Genomic DNA, 21,188 nt, shown 5'->3' with positions numbered 1-21,188 from the left:
ACTAATGCGTACTTCCGACAGACCGGCTTTTCATGCCTGCGGACAAAGCAGGCATAATACCGCGCCCAATGGGCTATAGCGCCTTTTCAAATTCTGCCGGGTGACCCATTGAACGAGCCAATGCCTGCTCGCACGACCTCAATCTCTTTACGCCCCTCGGCTTGTCCGGGGTTGTTGCGCATCGTCCCGGCGCTGGACGGCGGCATTTGCCGGATCAAGCTGGCGGGCGGGTCGATCACGGTCGCCCAGGCGTGCGCGGTGGCCGATGCGGCGCAGCGTTATGCCGGGGGCGTGATCGAGGCGACGAACCGCGCGAACCTGCAGATTCGCGGGGTCGGTGCCGATCAGGACGGTTTGATCGCGATCCTATTGGACGCAGGACTGGGGCCGACCACTGCCGCAAGCGACGATGTGCGCAACCTGATGCTCAGCCCGACGGCAGGCATCGACCCGCAGCAGTTGTTCGACAGCCGGCCGTTGGCCGCGCAGATTCTAGGCACCCTGGAGAACGAGCCTCGTTTCCATGACCTGTCGCCTAAATTTGCCCTGTCGCTGGATGGCGGCGAAGCACTGGCGATGCTCGAGCATCCCCATGATATGTGGTTGTCTGCACGGATGATCGACGACGACGTCTTGATGGCGTTCGGCCTGGCCGGTTGCCCTGCCGAGGATGCGCCGTTGGCCGCTGTGCCGCTGAGTCATGCTCATGAATTGGTGGTGGCGGTGCTGGACGCGTTCCTTGAGCTGGCGCGACCTGAGCAGACGCGCATGCGCCATCTGTTGGCTGAAATGTCGACCGAGGTGTTTCTTCAGGCGGTGGCCAAGCGCATGACTGTTGATTTCTGTAGGAGCCAACGTGTTGGCGAATGGCTTGACACGGTTTGCCTGACACACCGCCTCGCGAGCAAGCTCGCTCCTACAGGGGGCCAATTGCAGTCCCCTGCGAATCGGCATCTTGGTATTTATCCACAGGACGTGGCCGGTCTGGTGGCCGTCGGTGGTGCTGCGCCGCTGGGGCGACTTGACGCGTCGATGTTGCGCTCGGTCGCGCAATTGGCGGCCGAATGGGGCGACGGAACGTTGCGCCTGACACCCTGGCAGAGCCTGTTACTGCCTAACGTTCGCCGTGACCACGCGGCGAACGTGCTGACGGGCCTGCAGGCCGCCGGGTTGATCTGCTCGCCCGAACAACCGTTGGCCCACTTGATCGCCTGCACCGGCTCGGCGGGCTGTGGCAAAGGATTGGCCGACACCAAGGCGGATGCACTGCTGCTGGCCGCCCGACTCGAACATCTCGACCTGAAACAGGCGGCGCACCTGACGGGCTGTTCGCGTTCATGCGCGGCAGCCCATGTCGCCCCGGTGACCTTGTTGGCGGTGTCCGCCGGCCATTACGACCTCTATTTTCGCGACGCGCAGCAACCGGGTTTCGGTAGCTTGCGCGCGCGTGACCTCACTATTGAAGCAGTCGGCACGCTGTTAGCCGCCGACTCACGGAGCAGCACCGATGATTGATTACATCCGCGACGGTCAGGAGATCTATCGCAACTCCTTCTCGATCATTCGCGCCGAGGCCCGGCTTGATCAGATCCCTGCCGACCTGGAAAAACTCGCGGTGCGGGTGATCCATGCGTGTGGCATGGTCGAGGTCATCGAAGACCTGCGCTTCTCCCCCGGTGCAGGCACGGCCGGGCGTAATGCGCTGGCCGCCGGTGCGCCGATTCTGTGCGATGCGCGCATGGTGTCCGAAGGCGTGACTCGCACGCGCTTGCCTGCCAACAACCCGGTGATTTGCACCCTTAAAGACGAAGGCGTACCGGCGTTGGCCCGCGAGCTGGGCAATACTCGCTCTGCCGCCGCGCTGGAACTGTGGCGTCCGTACCTGGAAGGCAGTGTCGTGGTGATTGGCAATGCGCCAACTGCGTTGTTCTACCTGCTGGAAATGCTCGATGCCGGTGCACCTAAACCGGCATTGATCCTCGGCTTCCCGGTCGGTTTTGTTGGCGCTGCAGAGTCCAAGGCAATGCTCGCGGCGAACAGCCGGGGTGTGCCGTTTGTGATCATGCAGGGTCGTCGTGGCGGCAGCGCCATGGCTGCGGCTGCGGTCAATGCATTAGCGACGGAGATCGAATGATGCAGCAACCCGGTCGTTTGATTGGCTTGGGCGTCGGCCCCGGCGATCCTGAGCTGATTACTGTCAAAGCCCTGCGCCTGTTGCGTGAGTCGCCAGTGGTCGCGTACTTCGTCGCCAAGGGCAAGAAAGGCAACGCGTTCGGCATCATCGAAGCCCATTTGCAAGACGCGCAGACCCTGTTACCGCTGGTGTACCCGGTGACCACCGAAGCCTTGCCTGCACCGTTGTCCTACGAGCAAGTGATCAGCGATTTCTACGATGACGCCAGTGAGGCACTGGCCGCGCATCTGGACGCGGGGCGCGATGTTGCGGTGATCTGTGAAGGCGATCCGTTCTTCTACGGCTCGTATATGTACCTGCACGACCGCCTCGCCGAGCGTTATGAAGCCGAAGTGGTGCCGGGCGTCTGCTCAATGCTCGGTGGTGCTTCGGTGCTGGGCGCGCCGCTGGTGTACCGCAATCAAAGCCTGTCGGTGCTGTCTGGTGTATTGCCCCACGACGAGCTCAAACGTCGTCTGGCCGATGCCGATGCGGCGGTGATCATGAAGCTGGGGCGCAACTTCCCCAAAGTCCGGCAAGTACTGGAAGAGCTGGGCATGGCGGACCGCGCGTTGTATGTCGAGCGCGCAACCATGTCCAATCAGAAGATCGTGGCGCTGGACCAGGTCGAGCCAATGTCTTCACCGTATTTCTCCCTGATCATTGTTCCGGGCGAAAGGTGGCAAGGCTGATGATTGTTAAAACACCCGCCATCGTCATTCTGGGCAATGGCAGCCTGGCGACGGCACGCCGCATTCAACAGCTTTTTCCGGATGCCTTGATCCATGGTCTGGCGGCACGGGTTGAAGGTGCCGATCTGACGTACACCGAGTTTGGCGCCACGTTGCGTCAGCTCTATCAGCAGGACACACCGATCATTGCCTTGTGTGCTGCCGGCATCGTGATCCGGACGCTAGCGCCCCTGCTCCTGGAAAAAGGCGTTGAGCCACCCGTGCTGGCCGTGGCTGAGGACGGCAGTGCAGTCGTGCCATTGTTGGGCGGGCTGGGCGGGGTCAACGTCATGGCCCGTGAGATTGCTGCAGGACTGGGGATCGCTGCAGCGATCACCACCAGCGGCGAGTTGCGTTTCGGCACCTGTCTGCTCAATCCACCGAGCGGTTACGCGCTAGGCGATCTGGAGTTGGGCAAACGATTTGTCTCCGACTTATTGTCCGGGCAACACGTTCGGATTGAAGGTGCCGCGCCATGGCTCGCGCAAGCGCAGTTGCCTGAAGATGAGCACGCACAGCTGGCGATTCATGTCGGTTGCGCCGAACGCGAGCCGGCGGCCAACGAGCTGCTGATCTACCCGCGCAGTGTATTGGTGGCTGTCAGCGCGACCGTGCCGGATCTGGTGAATGCTGTGCGCGCCGCTTTGCACAACGCCGGGATTGCCGTTCAGGCGCTGGCCTGCTTGCTGGCGTCCGACCGTGAGATGGCCAACCCTGCGCTACGTGAAGCAGCATGGGCGCTGGGCGTGCCGCTGCGGTTTGCTTCAACAGCAGCGGAGGCTGAAGTCAGCGAGTTGGCGCAACAGGCCGTGCCACAGCTACTGCCCCCCATCAGTGTGGGCAGTGGCATCGCCATTGCTGTCGCCGCGCAGCCGTTGGATGTGCAGCAGATCGGTCGTGGACGCGGGCGTCTGGCGGTTATCGGCCTTGGCCCTGGCGCTGCCGAACTGATGGTGCCAGCGGTCAAAGCCGAACTGGCGCGGGCCAACGATGTGCTGGGTTACGAAACCTACGTGCGCATGGCCGGGCCGTTCCATGCCGATCAAGTGCTGCACTGCACCGATAATCGCGAAGAAATGCAGCGCGCCCGACACGCCTTCGAACTCGCGGCACAAGGACGCTCGGTGGTCGTGGTGTCGTCGGGTGATCCTGGCGTGTTCGCCATGGCCTCGGCCGTACTTGAAGCACTGCATGAGTCGAGCAACGCCAATTGGCACGCCGTTGAACTGGAAATACTGCCTGGGGTGTCCGCCTCGCTGGCCACTGCCGCCCAGGCGGGCGCACCGTTGGGCCATGACTTCTGCGTGATGTCGCTGTCGGACAACCTCAAGCCATGGGACGTGATTGAAAAACGTCTGGATCTGGCGTCTCAGGCCGATCTGGCGCTGGCGTTCTACAACCCCATTTCCCGCTCTCGCCCCTGGCAATTGGGGCGAGCGCTGGAAATCGTCCGCCAACATCGCACCCCGGAAACCCCTGTCACTCTGGGCCGTGATATCGGCCGTCCAGGGCAAACACTGCGTGTCATCACCTTGGGCGAATTGACCCCGGACCAAGTGGACATGCGCACCATGGTCCTGATCGGTTCGTCGACGACCTGCACCTTCCCCCGTGCCGATGGCGGCAGTTGGGTCTATACGCCGCGATGGTATGGCGTGAAGCCGAGCGGTTGAGTCAACGTCGTCAATATGGGTATTTAGTTCGTAAGACAAGTCTCTGGTTCTGTGGGCTTACGTCGAAGTTATAAAGGCGAAAGTCCACGAATGGCTGTTGAAAATGTACAGGGCTAAGTATTCCGGATGTTTGACGGTATGCACTTGAATAATACCCGGCAGAATGCTCCAGGTAGGCGGCTAGAAGCGATCATCAATGTGCGCTAGTTTGAGTGGTGCCCACGAAGGGTGATCGCTGAATTAGAAAAGGATTTACACATGAATGATTACGTTGAACCAACAATGAGTGTTGAAGCGTGCCGGGCTTATATTATGGGTTGCGAATTTCCGGCAGTAGCGCTGTCTTCGGATGAAGTCGATCATCCTGTACAGGGCAAAATGCTCCGATCCTTGACAGTCGACGAGAAAAAGGAAGGCGCCGCAGTCGTCGCTAATAGTATTGTTTCCTTTGTGGCGGGTATGTCGAAGCAGAATAAGGACGATATCAAGAACTCCGTACTGTTCGCGACGCTGGTTGCCAATCGTGCACATCCCGAGATGGAAGGCCAACGCTGGTATGAGAAGTTCATGGAGGTGATGTCCCGGGCATCTGGATGGCTCCCGAAGCGCAAGGATTACGCCAGGTACACGACGGTCGAACAGCAGTTCACGATGGATCAGGTTGGCCTCAAGATCCTCTCTTCCGCAGTTGCCGCCGCGGCGCTTCCTGGTCCGACCTCGGTATTGCTGCTGGGCGTGGCGAAGCAGGCACTTGATGCCCTTCAGGCCAGCAAAGAGCCACTCAGGTTGTTTGAGGGTAAAAGCCGCTCTCATGCAGGGGGTACCTTCAGTATTGTCTCTTGCACCGAGTCGAGCGATGGCGAAGTGGTAATGGCCGTGGGGACCGTCAGCTTCTCGTCCACTCTGGATGTCACGAACGTCCTGTTCTGGAACTGGAACAATACGTCGGTGAGTATTTCCCGCGCCGAGTCGCACCTGGTGTTGAATCAGGGTGTTTACGCCAACGTGCGGGACGACATCCTTGCAAAACTGGGGAGCAACGCGAAAGACGCCGTTGCAGAATACAGTATTTAATAACCCAGAGAGCCGCAGGTACTGCGGCTCTCTGGCGCAGGTAACGTTATCAAGGAGAGGCCCATGCGCAATGGAATGCAGGATGCTTATGTGAACGCAGGAAGTGTCGTTCTTTTTGATGACGGCGTCGGTCATTCATTTAAAGAGGACGTGCTTGATGCTCAGTTATATATTCAGCTGGCCGCATCGAAGAAGTATTCGAAGTTCGCTGAGTTTGAGGCGTGGCGTACAACATACTTCGCGGCAATGGCTACGTTCGGCTGGATAGTTTCAGGCCGTAAATACGACAGTCACCCAATAGAGAAAGATGAACTGTTTGAACCGTGGTCGTGGATCGAACGTGAACTTGATGACCGTGTACCGGCGTCACTCATCGCTCATGCTAAACGGGTATTGGTACCCGGCCCCGAGCGTGTCCTGAACCCTCCCGCACAGTTGCTTCTCGGAGAGAATACTCTGCAATCTGAACCGTGGCAGGCAGAAGTGAATGAGCGTCTTTCCGGCGATATTTCAGCTCATGTGCTTCAGATACCACCCGCCACCCAATTGTTCAGCGTGGTGTTACAGCTGAGCTTTGTTCATGCCGCCCCTTCGATGAGCTCGGTGTTAATCTCGTTTAAAACCGTAGAACCCATTGAGCCACAGTCATTCCTCCTGACATTCGACCCTGACCGAATCGTGGGCAACATCGCGGTTGCCTCCTACTCGGCCGAATTGTTGGATATTCGTTACGCACAGTTTCGGGAGCCGTTCATTACGGCCCTTGGCGGCCGAAGGACGTCAATGATTCTGCGGCTTGAGGACACGGAACAATGATGGCTAAGAACGCTAGCGCTGCGTTGATAGGCAGCAGCCTGACATCATTTTATTCCGGGATGTCGGAGCAGGAGCGGCAAGATATCAAGGATTGCCTGTTGTACGCGGAGCTGTATGCCAGTGAGAAATTTGACCGGCAACAGCTCTGGACAAGCTGGATGAATCGTTATCAGCGCGGATTGTTGAAGCTCGGGTTCACATTGACGGGTTTCATTGTGGAAAACCCGATACAGATTGAGTCCGCGCGGGATTTCGACCGGGTTACCTTCGACGCGATGAGCAAGGTCGGGTCAGCTCATCTTGTCGAGCTTGCGCAGACCTCGTTCAATGCCATGAAAACCAATGAGCATGCAAAGGTGTTTCTGGACAGTTGGTTCAGTACCGGACGCTCGGAAAGCTTTCAGGTTGTGCCCTGTGAAAATCTGCCCTCGGGAGAGTTACAGGTTCTGGTCTGTGGGCTGAATATGACCTCTCGCGTTGTGGTGGAGGGATCATTTTTTTGGAAGAACATCAACTCGGAGATGACTGTCCGAATCAACGGTGGCAGCTTTGCGTTCAACAGCACTGCCTATGTTGAACACAGGGGGCGCGTGAGGAATGAGTTGGGCGACCAGGCCAAACGCTACATCACTGAAATAGAACTTTAGCGCGGTGGCAGGCTGGCTTCACTACGGCACCAGGTACCCCTTCACCCCGGTAAAGATTATTTGCGCCGCCAGTGCGCACACGAACAAGCCCATCAACCGACTGACGATCTGCAGGCCTTGATCGCCGAGAATGCGTTCAATGCGGTTGGAGAGGTACAGCACAATCCCGACGGTGAGGCTGGCAAGGGCAATGCTGAGGATCGCGGTGACCTTGTCGTCCCAGTGTGGCTGGCTGACGCCCATGACCAGCAAGGCGCCGATGGTGCCGGGGCCAACAGTCAGGGGAATGGTCAGCGGCACGATGGTCACGTCTTGCTGAACGTTGTCGGTCTGGACTGCGGATTTACCTTGAGCCATGCCCAATGCCGAGATGAACAACACACTGCCGGCGCCAATGCGGAACGCATCCACGGTGATGCCGAACACGGTAAAAATCGCCCGCCCGAACAGGTACAGCAGAACACTTGAAACGAGCGTGGCCAGCGCGACTTTCCACGCCAGGCGACGACGTTCCTTGCTGGAATAACCACGGGTCAGGCTGATAAAGCAGGACAGGACGAAGAACGGGCTATAGAGCACCAACATCTTCAAATAAACGCTGAACAACACGTGGAGCATGGTTTTAGCTCGCCCGACAGGTGAATGACGAAAAGAAGTCTATCAGGCGGCGCATGCCGTCTTGTGGAGGAATATCAGTTTCATTTGCGCGTGGGTGAAATCAGCCGGTTTGGGTCTGAGCCTGACGTTGCTCGCGTTTGGCGACCCAGTGTTCAATCAGCTCGCGCAATTGCGACAGCTCTACGGGTTTGGCCATGTGTCCGTCCATGCCTGCTTGAACGGCGCGCTCTTTATGCTCCGTCAGGATATGCGCGGTCAGTGCGACTACCGGCGTGCGTATTCGTTGATTACCGACTTCCCAAGCGCGCAGCTGTTGGGTGGCGGAAAACCCGTCAAGGATCGGCATCTCGCAGTCCATCAACACCAGGTCATAGTGTTGGGCTTTCATCGCGATCAGTGCTTCTTCGCCGTTGCTGGCGGTGTCCGGTTGGAGGTTGAGCTTGCCGAGCATGCCGCGAATCACTTTGGTCGAGATGCTGTTGTCTTCGGCAACGAGGATGCGGAAATCGCTCGGGACGCTGATGGGCTTGCTGGCAGCGGACGGCAAACTGAGCGGGGACGTGCCCTTATTGCGCTGGTTGAGTTCGTCGGCCAGGGTCGTCTTGAGCGTATAGCCCGCTACCGGTTTGGCCAGGATGCGTTTGATGCCGGCGTTGCGTGCGATGATTTTGCTCGGCGCGTTACTGATGCCAGTGAGCATGATCAACAGGATGTCGTGGTTCAGGCTTGGGTCTTCCTTGATCTTGGCTGCCAGTTGCATCCCGGTCATGCCGGGCATGTTCTGGTCGAGCAGGACAGCGTCGAAATAATCACGCAGATGCGCCTTGGTCCGCAGCAGTGCCAGCGCTTCCTTGCCCGACGGCACGGCACTGACATTCAAGCCCCAGGCGCTGCATTGCTGCACCAGGACTTTGCGGCAGGTGTCATTGTCGTCTACCACCAACACACGGGCGCCCTTGAGCGAACTATCGAGGTCTGTGGTGGGTTGTTCCAGTCGATCCGGGTCCAGCGGCAACGTGAGCCAGAGCGTACTGCCCTGATTGGTGCCGCTCTGGATGCCGAATTCACCGTGCATCAGCATGATCAATTGCCGGGCAATCGCCAGCCCCAGGTTGCCGCCGAGCTTGGTGCTGGAGAGGAAATTCTTGCTGTGCAATTCGGTGTGCAGCAGCGCGTCGCGCTCCTTGGCCGCCAAGGGCTCGCCGCTGTCTTGCACGGCAATCCGCAGGCGCGGTTTGCCGCTGCGCGAATCCAGTGCAACCACCAGCAGAACCTCGCCCTGGTCGGTTTTCTTCAGGGCATTTTCCAGCAGGCTGAGTAACGTTTGGCGGAGGCGCGTAGGGTCGCCGCTGATCACGCGCGGGACCTGTGGTTGAATAAAACTGATCAGTTCGACGTTCTGCTGTTCGGCTTTGGCCCGGAAGATATTCAGGCAGTCCTCGAGCAGTGCGTTGAGGTCGAACTGCACATCATCGAGCTCGATTTGTCCGGACTCGAGCTTGGTGATGTCGAGAATCTCGTTGATCAGCGTCAGCAGCTCATTCCCGGCGCTGTGGATGGTCTGTACGTAATCACGCTGCTTGACTGAAAGCGGCGTGCCCAGCAGCAGCTCGGTCATGCCCAGCACGCCATTCATCGGGGTGCGGATTTCGTGGCTGAGCTTCGCCAGAAACTCGGCCTTGGCATTGATTTCGGCGGTGCTGGCGGCCAGATCGCGGCTGGCGCTGAAGTTATCTTCGGTGATGCTGCGATGACGCTCGCTGAGGGCAATACTCATCAGCAGCCCCGCGATACAGAACACACCCAGCAGGGTAATGATCAGCCATTGCGGGGCGATCAGAGTCAGACGGAGCAAGGCTGGCAGAATCACCAGGCAACCCAGATTGAACACGACCATCGCCAGGACAAATAGCCGGGCAGGGCTGTAACCCTTGTGCCAGTGGCAGGAGGCAACAAACAGGATGCTCAGGCTCGCCAGCGCCACCACGCCAAAGGTGATGATATTCAGGGGCAGGGCATCGACGAACAATACCAATAGGCCACACAGCCCGATGACCAGCATGTCGGCCAGCAAAAAACGGTTCAGGCGTCTGGACCGCCGAGGCGCGAAAAATCGATAAGCGAACATCAGGCCGCTCAGAGCCGCAAGGATCAATGCCAGGTATGCACCGGGTGTCTGCGCCAGGTGCCTGTTGGGCAGCCAGGGTGCCAGCAGATTCAGGAGCAGCAGCGCACTCAAGGCCAGCATCGCCTCACAGGCCCCCAGCCACAGGCTACTTTGTGCGCGAGTGTGGGCGAAGCGCGTGATGTTTTGCAGGACCAACATTGCCAGGCAGCCGAGGAACAGGCCAAGCAACAACGGCTGCCGCTCGTCTGCCGCGCTGGCTATCGCCGATTGCAGGGTGATGTTGGGGCGCAATTTCTGTTCTGACACCGAGCGCAGGTAGATGTCCAGTGGGACATTGCTTTGTGGCAGTGGCAGGAGGAAGTCGGTGGAGGGTGGCAATTTGTTATCGCGCGGTATGTTATTACCGGCACGTGAGTGGCTGATCAGTGTGTTGCCGTCAAGCACGTACAGGTCCAGGCTAGCCAGGTCGGGCGCGAAGATGCGCAGCAGTTGTTCGTGATCGTCGGGTTGCAGGCGATAGTGCAGCCAGACTGCGCTGTTGCGGTCACCTGCGCTGACTTGATCGAGCTCGATTGGACTGAATTGATTCGAGTAGCGCGCCGAATGGACATCGCTTAATTGCAGGTCGGCCTTTTCATCAAGCAATGTAGACCAGCCACCGCCTTGCTCGGCGTAAGCCGGGGGCATGCAGAGCAGGGTCAGCAGACTGACAGTGAAACCTATGGCGATCCTGAGCCAGCGCACGGCGAAATCCCTTCGTAGGTGAATGCCAGATAACTATGCGCGGGGCTGGAATAAACAGGCAAGCACCTGCTGATAGGTGCCTGCCTGGCTGGCCGTCTAGCCTTATTCCAGGTCTTCACCACGCTCGCGAGCAATGGCACGGTAGCCAATGTCGTTGCGATAGAAACAACCTTCCCAATCAATTTCAGCCGCCAGTCGGTAAGCGTGCTCCTGGGCGCTCGCTACGCTTTCACCTAGCGCGGTGGCACACAGGACACGCCCGCCGGACGTCACGACTTGACCATCCTTCAATGCTGTACCTGCGTGGAATACTTTGCCAGGCAAACCCGCTGCAGCGTCCAGACCTTTTATCACGGCATCTTTGGCGTAATCGCCTGGGTATCCGCCGGCGGCCAGCACGACGCCCAGACTCGGACGCGGGTCCCACTGAGCTTCAACTTTGTCCAGCGCTTGCGCCAGAGCGGCCTCGATCAGTAGCACCAGGCTCGATTGCAGGCGCAACATCACCGGTTGGGTTTCCGGATCGCCAAAGCGGCAATTGAATTCGATGACCTTCGGATTGCCTGCTTTGTCGATCATCAGCCCAGCATAGAGGAAACCGGTGTAAACGTTGCCTTCCTCAGCCATGCCCCGGACAGTCGGCCATATGACCAGGTCCATGACACGTTGGTGGACCTGTGCAGTCACCACCGGGGCCGGGGAGTAAGCACCCATGCCGCCGGTATTCGGGCCGCTGTCGCCGTCGCCGACGCGCTTGTGATCCTGACTGGTGGCCATTGGCAATACGTTCTTGCCGTCGACCATCACAATAAAGCTGGCCTCTTCGCCATCGAGGAACTCTTCGATAACTACCCGCGAACCGGCTTCGCCAAACGCGTTGCCAGCGAGCATGTCGCGCACAGCGTCTTCGGCTTCAGTCAGCGTCATGGCAACAATGACGCCTTTGCCTGCCGCCAGGCCGTCTGCCTTGATCACGATCGGTGCGCCGGTTTTTTGCAGATAAGCCAACGCAGGCTCGACCTCGGTGAAGGTCTCATAATCCGCTGTCGGGATCTTGTGGCGGGCGAGGAAATCTTTGGTGAAGGCTTTCGAACCTTCCAGCTGCGCGGCACCTGCGGTCGGACCGAAGCAGTCCAGGCCACGGGCACGGAACAGATCTACGACGCCCGCGACCAGTGGCACTTCCGGGCCAACGATGGTCAGGGACACGTTCTTTTGTGCAAAATCTGCAAGCTGCTCAAGGGCCAGCACGTCGATGGCGACGTTTTCGCACTTGGCTTCAGTCGCGGTCCCGGCATTGCCCGGTGCCACGAAAACTTTCACGACACGCGGGTCCTGTGCGACTTTCCACGCCAGGGCGTGTTCACGGCCACCGCTGCCAATGATCAAAACATTCATTTCAAAAACCTCGATGACGCTGAATTCTGTTTTAGAACCTAAAGCGCTTTTCGCCGTAGGAGGTCGCACTGAAGCACATACCTGCTTCAGTGCGGCCGCTGCCAAGTTAGTGGCGGAAATGGCGCATGCCGGTGAACACCATCGCAATCCCGGCTTCATCGGCTGCGGCGATCACTTCGTTGTCGCGCATCGAGCCACCTGGCTGGATGACGGCAGTGATCCCAGCCTTGGCTGCGTTGTCGATGCCGTCACGGAACGGGAAAAACGCATCCGATGCCATGACCGCGCCCTGTACTTGCAGGCCAGCGTGTTCAGCTTTGATCGCGGCGATGCGTGCAGAGTTTACGCGGCTCATCTGGCCAGCGCCGACGCCGATGGTCTGACGATTCTTGGCGTAGACGATGGCGTTGGACTTCACGTATTTGGCGACTTTCCAGGCGAAGATCAGGTCGTGGATTTCCTGTTCGGTCGGCGCGCGCTGGGTCACGACTTTCAGGTCGTCGCTGCCGATCATGCCGATGTCGCGGCTCTGCACCAGCAACCCGCCATTGACGCGTTTGAAGTCCCAGGCGGGCATGCGCTCGGCAGCCCATTGCCCGGTAGTCAGCAGGCGAACGTTGGCCTTGGTGGCAATAATGGCTTTTGCTTCGGCCGTTACGCTTGGCGCGATGATCACTTCGACGAACTGACGATCGACAATGGCCTTGGCCGTTTCAGCATCCAGCTCGCGGTTGAAGGCGATGATGCCGCCGAAAGCCGATTCGGTGTCGGTGGCATAGGCCAGTTCATACGCCTGGCGAATGCCGCCTTCGTCGTCCGGGCTGACCGCGACGCCGCACGGGTTGGCGTGTTTGACGATGACACAGGCAGGCTTGACGAAGCTTTTCACGCATTCCAGCGCGGCATCGGTGTCGGCCACGTTGTTGAAGGACAGTTCCTTGCCTTGCAACTGGGTCGCCGTGGCGATGCTTACTTCGGCAGGGTGGGCTTCCACGTAGAACGCCGCGCTCTGATGCGGGTTCTCGCCATAGCGCATTTCTTGAGCCTTGATGAACTGGCTGTTGAACGTACGCGGGAAGGCGCTACGGCCTTCAGTGCTGAGGGTTTCGGCGCTCTGGTCGATGCTGCCCAGGTAGTTGGCGATCATGCCGTCGTAGGCGGCAGTATGCTCGAATGCCTTGAGCATCAGATCGAAACGCTGGGCGTACGTCAGGCCACCGGCCTTGAGGCTTTCCAGTACGTGGCTGTAGTCGCTGGCGTTGACCACGATGGCCACGTCTTTGTGGTTTTTGGCTGCCGAGCGAACCATGGTCGGGCCGCCGATATCGATGTTCTCGATAGCGGTCGGCAGGTCACAACCTGGCTTGGCGATGGTCGCTTCGAACGGGTAAAGGTTGACCGCAACCAGATCGATCGGCTTGATCCCGTGCTCGCTCATGATGGCGTCGTCGATACCGCGACGGCCAAGGATGCCGCCGTGGATTTTCGGGTGCAGGGTCTTGACCCGGCCATCCATCATTTCTGCGAAGCCGGTGTAATCAGCGACTTCTACCGCAGCAATACCATTGTCCTTGAGCAGCTTGAAGGTGCCGCCGGTGGAGAGGATCTCGACGCCCAGAGCGGTAAGCCCGCGCGCGAATTCGAGAATCCCGGTCTTGTCGGAGACGCTGATCAACGCGCGGCGGATTGGCAGGCGGGTAGTCTGGTCGGTCATTTCAATTCCCATCTAAAGCAAAGGAGTCAGCAAAAAAAGGCGACCCAATGAGGTGGGTCGCCTCTTCTGTTTTAAATGCTTACAGCAGATCGTACTGCTTGAGTTTCTTGCGCAGGGTGCCGCGATTGAGGCCCAGTAATTCGGACGCTTTGGTCTGGTTACCCTTGACGTAGTTCATCACGCATTCGAGCAATGGCGCCTCGACTTCCGACAGCACGAGGTTGTACACATCCGTGACGGCAGCGCCTTCCAGGTGGGCGAAATAATTGTGCAGCGCTTTCTCGACACTCCCGCGCAGGGTTTGACCCTCTTCGCTCGGGGTGTTGAGGTGCTGTTTCAAATTGACGTTGTCGCTCACGGGTGTTGTTCCACTCACTAAAGTCTCGGTCATCATCGTCATGCGGCCACCTCTTCTTCGTCCCTTGTTTCCGGGCTCTTGTAACGCTCGCTGAAAAAGTCGCGAACGTTGGCGCACTGTGCTTCCGTATCTTCCAAACGATTGAAGTGGGCGCGAAACTCCCTGGCGCCCGGCAAGGTTGCGAGATACCAGCCGACATGCTTGCGCGCAATACGCACGCCCAGCACATCGCCATAGAAAGTGTGCAGCGCCGCCAGATGCTCAAGCAGGATGCGTTCCACCTCACTCAACTGCAGCGCCGGTAATGTCTCGCCGGTGCGCAGGTAGTGTTCTATCTCGCGAAAAATCCATGGGCGCCCTTGGGCGGCCCGACCAATCAACAACCCGTCTGCACCGGTCGCCTGTAGCACGTACCGGGCTTTTGCCGGTGAATCGATATCGCCATTGGCGAAGACCGGGATCGACACTGCCTGTTTGATTTCGGCAATGGTGTCGTATTCGGCTTCGCCGGTGTACAGGTCTGCCCGGGTGCGGCCATGTACCGCCAGCGCCATTATTCCCGCCTGCTCGGCGATTTTCGCCACGGTCAGACCATTTTTGTTCGCCCGGTCCCAGCCGGTACGAATCTTCAAGGTGACCGGTACATCGACTGCAGCCACTACGGCCTGCAGGATCTCGCTCACTAGGTGTTCGTCTTTCAATAACGCAGAGCCGGCAGCCTTGTTGCAGACTTTTTTTGCCGGACAACCCATGTTGATATCAATAATCTGTGCGCCCATTTCGACATTGGCGCGTGCTGCATCCGCCAGCATCTGCGGGTCACCGCCGGCGATCTGTACCGAGCGTGGCTCGGGATCACCTTCGTGGATCATGCGCAGGCGCGATTTGCGACTGTTCCACAGGCTCATGTCACTGGTGACCATTTCCGAAACCACCAGCCCCGCACCGAGTTGACGGCAGAGCTGACGAAAAGGCTGGTCCGTGACCCCGGCCATCGGGGCGAGAATCAAGCCGTTTTGCAATGTATAGGGGCCGATACGTACCGCCGACATAGGTGTGCCTGTTGTGGGGCCGAATCAATGCATGTCATGTGGAAACGACTGCGGGCCTGGCACGCAACGGTTCCACACGGGCCTGCTCGGGTTCTGTCCGTTAAGTGCTTGCGCGACTTTTCAGACCGAACTCAGAGTGTGAAAAAGGGTTGGCATGATACCCGCTCTCGATGACTGGATAAAGGCTGAATTGGATAAAATCTGAACAGTTATTTTCTTGTCGTTGACGGTTCGGTTTTCTGCCACGACGTCATAAAAACGCCGTCAATCCCGGAAGGGTGAGCGCTTCATGCTCAAGCTTGAGGCTATCAGCCTTTTTTACCGGAGCGCTGCTGGCAGGCTGGGCTCTCCGGTCCGCGCGCGCTCACTCGGGTGAGCGGAAGCTCAAGCTGTAATTCACGGCTTTGGTCCCTGGATCGAGGATGTCCAGTGCGATATGAATCGGCGTTTGCGGTGGCATTTCAGCTTTACCGGCCATCTCGCCGCTCAGGTATTCGCTGGGTTTGAATCGACGACTGGCGATCAACTGGCCATTGGGATCGGCGAATCGCAACTCCAGCAGCGGAAACGGCTGAGAAAAGGACGCCCGGTTATAGATGATTGCGTCAACCACCAGTGCGCCCTTGAACTCGGGATGGCTGCGCACCACCAGATTGCTGCTCTTGAGCAGCTTGATATCAACTTTTGACGGTACGGTGCAACCGATCTGCGGACAGATCTGCTGGAACCATGGGCGGTATTGATCCTGGCGCGCCAGCTCGTCGAAGTGATACCAGATGTATTGACCGGCCAATGCGACGCTCGCAAGCACAATCAGCAATCCCCAGAAAAAGCGTCGGCCCCAGCGCGGCTTGGGTTTCTGCCAGTCGAGTTGCAGTGGGTCGTCGGTCAGATCGAGGAGTGGCTTGTCTCGCGTCCCTTCATCGTACAAACCGGGTTCACTGCGACCGAGTTTGAGTCTTGGCTCCTGACGCTCATGCGATTCGTCGAGGGTGTCCGGTTCGTCGCCGTCGATGGCCGACCAACTTCCGGGGTTTTCTTTGGGCGGAGGAGGGCTCTGGCTTTCGCTCAGGCGTGGTCCCTGCGCCTCGGGTTCGTCGTCCAGTGCTGCGCTGTCGAGTGACAACGAAGGCTCGGTACGATGGTGTGAAGTCGGTTCGGACGCTTCGTTCGTTTTGGGCGCGGCGCTGGCTTCAACGTGGAGGTGTTCTGGTGCATCGTCGTTGAGCAGGCTGTCGACCCACTGCTCGTTTTCTATATTGGCGCTGTCGCGACGTGCGCTCAGTGCCGAGTCGTCATGCCTGGAGTGGCCTTCGCGCCCGAACGTTTCAGGCAGCTGGATTTCCCGTTGCTCAAGCCTGGCGAGCTCTTCGTCCAAGTCGAGGTCGTCCAGATCAACGCTGTCGAGCTCAATTGCGCTGGCCTTCCACTGAGGGGCAGGCTTGACTGGTTCTTCAGTCGGTACGACCACAGGCTCGGGCGGGATGATGGGAGCGGCGGGAAGAGGCGCTTGCGTTTCTGCGGGCGACTTGCCTGACCGTTGTTCGAGCAGTTGTTTTGCCGCATTGAAGACCTGCAGGCAGGAGCCGCACCGGACCACGCCCCGGGCCACGCTCAATTGGGCGTGGCTGACGCGGAAACTGGTCTGGCAGTGCGGACACTGAGTAACGAAACTGTCGGTCATGCGGCTATCCGGTTTAGGCAGGCGCTCATCTTAGTCCATGGTTTCAAATAGCGGTTAACGGCGACGACCTGTGATACGGACCCAGCCATCACGATTGGCGATGGGGTCCAGGTCGAACGTGTCGGCGTAAGCCGCGGCCACTTCTTCGCCTTGCTCAGCGAGGATGCCCGATAACGCCAGGCGACCACCGGTTTTGACCAGACTTGCCAGGGTTGGTGCCAACGACACCAACGGGCCGGCCAGGATATTGGCGACCAACACGTCGGCTTTTTCTTGCGGCAGGTCTTCCGGCAGGTACAGGGTGAAACGCTCGGGGGCGATAGCGTTGCGGTCTGCGTTGTCGCGCGAGGCATCCAGCGCCTGGTAGTCAATGTCGGTGCCGACGGCTTGTTTGGCGCCCAGCAACAACGCCGCAATCGCCAGAATCCCCGAGCCGCAGCCGAAGTCCAGCACGCTGCAGTCTTTCAGGTCCTGACCGTCGAGCCATTCCAGGCACAGCGCGGTAGTGGGGTGCGTGCCGGTGCCGAAGGCCAGGCCCGGATCGAGCAGCAGGTTGACCGCATCCGGCTCGGGTGCCGCGTGCCAGCTCGGGACGATCCACAGGCGCTGACCAAAACGCATGGGATGGAAGTTGTCCATCCAGCTGCGTTCCCAGTCCTGGTCTTCGATGACTTCGCTCATGTGTTCCGGCAATTCTGCACCGGTGAGCAATTGCAGGTGGGCCAGCACCTGATCGGCATCGGTGTCGGCTTCGAACAGCGCCAGCAAGTGGGTATGCGACCACAGCGGCGTAGTGTTGAGTTCCGGCTCGAAAATCGGCTGATCTTCGGCGTCCATGAAGGTTACGGACACGGCGCCTACTTCAAGAAAAGCGTCTTCGTAGGTTTCGGCTTGTTCTGGGCTGATGGCGAGACGGACTTGCAGCCAAGGCATGGCGGGCACCTTTGAAAAATGACGATGTGCAGCCAGCGGCTGCGAGAAGCGCGCAAGTTTACTTGAGCGCGAAGGGGAAGGGCAAAAAACAACAAAGCCGCGGCTAGGCGGCTTTGAGGGGAAGAGCCCAAGACAGGCTCTTTCTGACATGACAGATCAGATAGGGCTGGGCGACACAATGATTTTGACGTTGTGTTCCTTGTTGTTGACCAGTTCCTCAAACCCGAGACTGACAATGTCCTCCAGGCCAATCCGTCCGGTGACCAGCGGCGTGATGTCCAGGCTGCCGTCGGCGATAAGGGCGATCACATCGGCGAACTCGCCGTTGTAGGCCAAAGAGCCCATGACCTGTTTTTCGGTGGACACCAAGTCGAAGAAATTGAATTGGCTGGGCTCCTCGAAAATACCCACCAGCACGCATTTGCCGGCTTTGCGGATCACATCGATGGCGAGCTTGGCCGTGTGTTTATTGCCGATGCATTCGAAGCTCACATCGGCGCCCAAGCCATGGGTGACCGCGCGAATTTCGGCAAGCGCGTCGCACTCGGAAGGATCGAAGACCCGGTTGGCGCCGACTTCGAGTGCCTTGGCCTTGCGCGCCGACGACATTTCCAGGGCAATAACCTGTGCGGCACCGGCCGCTTTGGCGCACATGATGGTGCACAGGCCGATGGTGCCAGCGCCCACGACCACCACGGTTTGCCCGTGCAGGCTGCCTGCCTTCTTGACCGCGTGCATGCCCACCGCCAGTGGCTCGATCAGCGCTCCGGCCTCTTTGGGGAAGCCTGCCGGTAATTTGTACAGGAGGTTGGCAGGCACATTGACCCATTCGGCGAAGGCGCCGTTGTTCATCAGACCGGTAAACGCCAGTCGTTCACAGATGTTGTAGAGACCATGAGTGCAGTAATAACAGGTGCCGCAATGCTGGCAGGCGTCAGCGGTGATCAGGTCGCCCACGGCAAAACCCTGGACGTTAGCGCCGAGCTTGGTGATTTCGCCGCAGAACTCATGGCCCAGAATGCATTGGCCCTGAATGCCGGTCATCGGGTGCGGAGCGTCTACCGGAATGAACACTGGTCCGGCGACGTATTCATGCAGGTCCGAACCGCAGATGCCACACCAGTCCACGCGAATCTGTACCCAGTCGGCAGGCGGGTCGGAGGGCAGCGGCACGTCTTCTACGCGGATATCGTGGCGTCCATGCCAGACCGCTGCGCGCATGCTGGCGGTGCTTTTCAATGCAGTGCTCATCGTGTGTTATCTCCTCACAACAGTGTGGAAGCTCCAGCGAGCGTCGGGCAGGCCAGAGCCACTGATTTATTGGCCCTGCAGGAAGCCGAGAATCAGGCGGTTGACCTGCTCCGCCGCTTCCATCTGCACCATGTGGCCTTGACCCGCCAACACCTCGACCTGTGCACTGAGCCCTTGAGCATGAGCGGCAGGGATGATGGCGTCGTTGGCGCCCCAAATCACCAGGCTCGGCTGCTGCGCGACGACTGACCGCAGGTCGCTGTGCTGCTGTCCGCCAGCAAACAATTGGGTGGTCAGCAGGCGCAGGGCTGCGTCGACCCCTTCCAGGCGTTTGAACTTGAGCATGTCTTCAAGCATTTGCCGATTCACCAGCGCCGGGTCGGAAAACAGCTGCACCAGTTGTGGCTTCAAGGCGTTGCGGTTGGCGGCGTCGATAAAGCCCTGCAAATACTCGCCATTGATCTGCGAGCCCAAGCCAGCGCTGGCGATTAAGGTCAGTGAGCGGACTCGATTCGGTGCAAGGCGGGCGGCGTTGAGTGCGACGGCGCCACCCATCGAATGGCCGGCCAAGTGTGCGGACTCTATGTCCAGATGATCGAGCAAGCTCAGGACGGTCTGGCTCAGTTCATCCAAGTCGCCGCGTTGCAGGGTTTTGCCCGACTCGCCATGCCCCGGCAGATCGAGTGCGATAACGCGGCGCCCGGCAGCCAGTGCGTCGTGGTTGAACAGCCAGTTGTTTAAATCTCCGCCGAAACCGTGAATCAACACCAGCGGACTGGTGCCTTCGCCACGGTCGAAGAAGCGTAGCGTGCGGCCCTCGAGCTGGATTTTCTGCGGCGCTGGACCGCTGTCTTCTGCAGCATCGCCACCGGGCACGAACTCGGCCTGGAAGCGTTCGATCACCGCGTCGACCTCTGCATCACTGGCATCCCCCTCGACAACGATGGCGAGCAGGGCGCCCACGGACAGGGTTTCATCCTGTTGCGCTATCCGGCGCCGCAACACGCCAGAAAAAGGGGTTTCGACGCTGCTGGAAATTTTGTCGGTTTCGACATCGAGCACCTGATCGCCTTTCTCTATGCGCTCGCCTTCCTCCTTGAGCCACGTGTCGACGCGCCCTTCGGTCATCGACAGGCCCCATTTAGGCATGGTTAGCGTATGAATCTGGCTCATGCAACCTTCCTCCCTTCGCAAATTTTATGCACGGCCGCCTCGATTTTCGCCGCGGTAGGGATGTACAGGTCCTCCAGCGCGTCGGAGAAAGGCACAGGGGTGTGCGGCGCGGTGACCATTTCAATCGGTGCTTTGAGGGCGAAAAACGCTTTCTGAGCGACCAGTGCCGAGATGTCGGTGGCCATCGAACAGCGTGGGTTGGCTTCGTCGATCACCACCAGACGCCCGGTTTTTTCTACACTTTCGAGGATGCTGTCTAGGTCCAGCGGGCTGGTGGTACGCAAGTCCAGAACTTCACAGGCAATGCCCTGGCGTGCGAGGTTGTTTGCTGCCTCCAGCGCCAAATGGACCATGCGACCGTAGGTCACGAGGGTTACGTCATCGCCCTCGCGCAAGAAATTGGCTTCGCCAAACGGCACGGTATACAGCTCTTCCGGGACTTCACCCTGCATGCTGTAAAGCATTTTGTGCTCGCAGAAAATCACCGGGTCGTTGTCGCGAATGGCCTGGATCAGCAAGCCCTTGGCGTCATAGGGCGAGGACGGGCACACCACTTTCAGGCCGGGGATGTGGGTCCACAGGGAGGTGAGCATTTGCGAGTGCTGGGCGGCGGCCCTCAAGCCGGCGCCATACATGGTGCGGATCACCACCGGGGTGACGGCCTTACCACCGAACATGTAGCGAAATTTAGCCGCCTGGTTGAGGATCTGATCCAGACAGCAGCCCGCGAAATCAACGAACATCAGTTCGCACACGGGGCGAACCCCTTGAGTGGCGGCGCCTATGGCGGCACCGACATACCCCAGTTCGGATAGCGGCGTATCCAGAACCCGCCCAGGAAACTGGTGATAGAGACCCTTGGTGACGCCGAGCACGCCGCCCCAGGCATCCTGCTCGCCGGGTGCGCCTGCGCCGCCAGCGACGTCTTCACCCATGATGAATACGGTGGGGTCGCGGCGCATTTCCTGGGCAAGCGCTTCGTTGATCGCCTGCTGATAGCTTATTTTTCTCGCCATGATAA

18 protein-coding genes are annotated in these 21,188 nt (G+C 59.1%); 7 read left to right on the top strand and 11 right to left on the bottom strand.

Features of this window, described 5'->3' with window-relative positions:
• Positions 1–108: 108 nt before the first annotated feature.
• The 7 genes from cobG to ACVBEG_RS21445 all read left to right on the top strand — a co-directional run bounded on the left by cobG (position 109) and on the right by ACVBEG_RS21445 (position 7,114).
• Entirely contained in the window at positions 109–1,515 is a 1,407-nt protein-coding gene (cobG, locus tag ACVBEG_RS21475; RefSeq protein WP_447108292.1) for a precorrin-3B synthase, read from the top strand.
• Entirely contained in the window at positions 1,508–2,134 is a 627-nt protein-coding gene (locus ACVBEG_RS21470; RefSeq protein WP_447108291.1) for a precorrin-8X methylmutase, read from the top strand. The genes cobG and ACVBEG_RS21470 overlap by 8 nt, the downstream gene beginning before the upstream one ends.
• Entirely contained in the window at positions 2,134–2,865 is a 732-nt protein-coding gene (locus ACVBEG_RS21465; RefSeq protein WP_322183008.1) for a precorrin-2 C(20)-methyltransferase, read from the top strand. The genes ACVBEG_RS21470 and ACVBEG_RS21465 overlap by 1 nt, the downstream gene beginning before the upstream one ends.
• A complete protein-coding gene (cobJ, locus tag ACVBEG_RS21460) occupies positions 2,865–4,577 on the top strand; it encodes a precorrin-3B C(17)-methyltransferase (RefSeq protein WP_447108290.1) in 1,713 nt (570 codons plus the stop codon). The genes ACVBEG_RS21465 and cobJ overlap by 1 nt, the downstream gene beginning before the upstream one ends.
• A 258-nt stretch (positions 4,578–4,835) precedes the next feature.
• Positions 4,836–5,651, top strand: coding sequence for a hypothetical protein (locus ACVBEG_RS21455; RefSeq protein WP_322177637.1), 816 nt, complete (start codon positions 4,836–4,838; stop codon positions 5,649–5,651).
• A 63-nt stretch (positions 5,652–5,714) separates the two neighbouring features.
• A complete protein-coding gene (locus ACVBEG_RS21450; protein ID WP_322177638.1) occupies positions 5,715–6,467 on the top strand; it encodes a hypothetical protein in 753 nt (250 codons plus the stop codon).
• Complete coding sequence (locus ACVBEG_RS21445; protein WP_322177639.1) at positions 6,467–7,114, top strand: hypothetical protein; 648 nt, start codon at positions 6,467–6,469, stop codon at positions 7,112–7,114. The genes ACVBEG_RS21450 and ACVBEG_RS21445 overlap by 1 nt, the downstream gene beginning before the upstream one ends.
• Before the next feature lie 21 nt (positions 7,115–7,135).
• On the opposite strand, the gene ACVBEG_RS21440 is transcribed toward ACVBEG_RS21445, so the two are convergent.
• The 11 genes from ACVBEG_RS21440 to ACVBEG_RS21390 form a co-directional block, all read right to left on the bottom strand.
• Positions 7,136–7,732: a MarC family protein gene (locus ACVBEG_RS21440; protein WP_322177640.1), complete on the bottom strand. Its 597-nt coding sequence runs from the start codon at positions 7,730–7,732 to the stop codon at positions 7,136–7,138.
• A 100-nt stretch (positions 7,733–7,832) separates the two neighbouring features.
• A complete protein-coding gene (locus tag ACVBEG_RS21435) occupies positions 7,833–10,604 on the bottom strand; it encodes a hybrid sensor histidine kinase/response regulator (protein ID WP_323565879.1) in 2,772 nt (923 codons plus the stop codon).
• A gap of 102 nt (positions 10,605–10,706) precedes the next feature.
• Complete coding sequence (gene purD / locus ACVBEG_RS21430; protein ID WP_322177642.1) at positions 10,707–12,002, bottom strand: phosphoribosylamine--glycine ligase; 1,296 nt, start codon at positions 12,000–12,002, stop codon at positions 10,707–10,709.
• Between the two features lie 106 nt (positions 12,003–12,108).
• Complete coding sequence (gene purH / locus ACVBEG_RS21425; RefSeq protein WP_322177643.1) at positions 12,109–13,716, bottom strand: bifunctional phosphoribosylaminoimidazolecarboxamide formyltransferase/IMP cyclohydrolase; 1,608 nt, start codon at positions 13,714–13,716, stop codon at positions 12,109–12,111.
• A 79-nt stretch (positions 13,717–13,795) separates the two neighbouring features.
• A complete protein-coding gene (fis, locus tag ACVBEG_RS21420) occupies positions 13,796–14,116 on the bottom strand; it encodes a DNA-binding transcriptional regulator Fis (RefSeq protein ID WP_007907419.1) in 321 nt (106 codons plus the stop codon).
• Positions 14,113–15,126 (bottom strand): tRNA dihydrouridine synthase DusB, encoded by a 1,014-nt coding sequence (gene dusB, locus ACVBEG_RS21415; protein ID WP_322177644.1) that lies wholly within the window; start codon positions 15,124–15,126, stop codon positions 14,113–14,115. Before dusB ends, fis begins: the two co-directional genes overlap by 4 nt.
• Before the next feature lie 364 nt (positions 15,127–15,490).
• The gene (locus ACVBEG_RS21410; protein ID WP_447108289.1) at positions 15,491–16,810 is read right to left on the bottom strand and encodes a DUF3426 domain-containing protein; all 1,320 of its coding nucleotides are present in this window, start codon (positions 16,808–16,810) and stop codon (positions 15,491–15,493) included.
• Positions 16,811–16,864: 54 nt separating this feature from the next.
• Positions 16,865–17,743 carry a 50S ribosomal protein L11 methyltransferase gene (gene prmA / locus ACVBEG_RS21405; protein ID WP_322177646.1) on the bottom strand — a complete coding sequence of 293 codons (879 nt, stop codon included), beginning with the start codon at positions 17,741–17,743 and terminating at the stop codon, positions 16,865–16,867.
• A 156-nt stretch (positions 17,744–17,899) separates the two neighbouring features.
• On the bottom strand, positions 17,900–18,964 hold the full coding sequence (locus tag ACVBEG_RS21400; protein WP_447108485.1) for a 2,3-butanediol dehydrogenase: 1,065 nt from the start codon (positions 18,962–18,964) through the stop codon (positions 17,900–17,902).
• 96 nt (positions 18,965–19,060) lie between these two features.
• Complete coding sequence (locus ACVBEG_RS21395) at positions 19,061–20,167, bottom strand: acetoin dehydrogenase dihydrolipoyllysine-residue acetyltransferase subunit (RefSeq protein ID WP_330200610.1); 1,107 nt, start codon at positions 20,165–20,167, stop codon at positions 19,061–19,063.
• A complete protein-coding gene (locus tag ACVBEG_RS21390) occupies positions 20,164–21,183 on the bottom strand; it encodes an alpha-ketoacid dehydrogenase subunit beta (RefSeq protein ID WP_219062518.1) in 1,020 nt (339 codons plus the stop codon). Before ACVBEG_RS21390 ends, ACVBEG_RS21395 begins: the two co-directional genes overlap by 4 nt.
• Positions 21,184–21,188: the final 5 nt, after the last annotated feature.

Source organism: Pseudomonas sp. GG8 (genome assembly GCF_052976945.1).
This window is presented reverse-complemented; position numbering and strand designations above follow the sequence as displayed.

Coding starts and splice junctions, on each gene's coding strand:
- ACVBEG_RS21470 (WP_447108291.1), top strand. CDS start 1,508: ATGATTGATTACATCCGCGACGGTCAGGAGATCTATCGCAACTCCTTC.
- ACVBEG_RS21465 (WP_322183008.1), top strand. CDS start 2,134: ATGCAGCAACCCGGTCGTTTGATTGGCTTGGGCGTCGGCCCCGGCGAT.
- cobJ (WP_447108290.1), top strand. CDS start 2,865: ATGATTGTTAAAACACCCGCCATCGTCATTCTGGGCAATGGCAGCCTG.
- ACVBEG_RS21455 (WP_322177637.1), top strand. CDS start 4,836: ATGAATGATTACGTTGAACCAACAATGAGTGTTGAAGCGTGCCGGGCT.
- ACVBEG_RS21450 (WP_322177638.1), top strand. CDS start 5,715: ATGCGCAATGGAATGCAGGATGCTTATGTGAACGCAGGAAGTGTCGTT.
- ACVBEG_RS21445 (WP_322177639.1), top strand. CDS start 6,467: ATGGCTAAGAACGCTAGCGCTGCGTTGATAGGCAGCAGCCTGACATCA.
- ACVBEG_RS21440 (WP_322177640.1), bottom strand. CDS start 7,732: ATGCTCCACGTGTTGTTCAGCGTTTATTTGAAGATGTTGGTGCTCTAT.
- purD (WP_322177642.1), bottom strand. CDS start 12,002: ATGAATGTTTTGATCATTGGCAGCGGTGGCCGTGAACACGCCCTGGCG.
- purH (WP_322177643.1), bottom strand. CDS start 13,716: ATGACCGACCAGACTACCCGCCTGCCAATCCGCCGCGCGTTGATCAGC.
- fis (WP_007907419.1), bottom strand. CDS start 14,116: ATGACGATGATGACCGAGACTTTAGTGAGTGGAACAACACCCGTGAGC.
- dusB (WP_322177644.1), bottom strand. CDS start 15,126: ATGTCGGCGGTACGTATCGGCCCCTATACATTGCAAAACGGCTTGATT.
- ACVBEG_RS21410 (WP_447108289.1), bottom strand. CDS start 16,810: ATGACCGACAGTTTCGTTACTCAGTGTCCGCACTGCCAGACCAGTTTC.
- prmA (WP_322177646.1), bottom strand. CDS start 17,743: ATGCCTTGGCTGCAAGTCCGTCTCGCCATCAGCCCAGAACAAGCCGAA.
- ACVBEG_RS21400 (WP_447108485.1), bottom strand. CDS start 18,964: ATGCGCGCAGCGGTCTGGCATGGACGCCACGATATCCGCGTAGAAGAC.
- ACVBEG_RS21395 (WP_330200610.1), bottom strand. CDS start 20,167: ATGAGCCAGATTCATACGCTAACCATGCCTAAATGGGGCCTGTCGATG.
- ACVBEG_RS21390 (WP_219062518.1), bottom strand. CDS start 21,183: ATGGCGAGAAAAATAAGCTATCAGCAGGCGATCAACGAAGCGCTTGCC.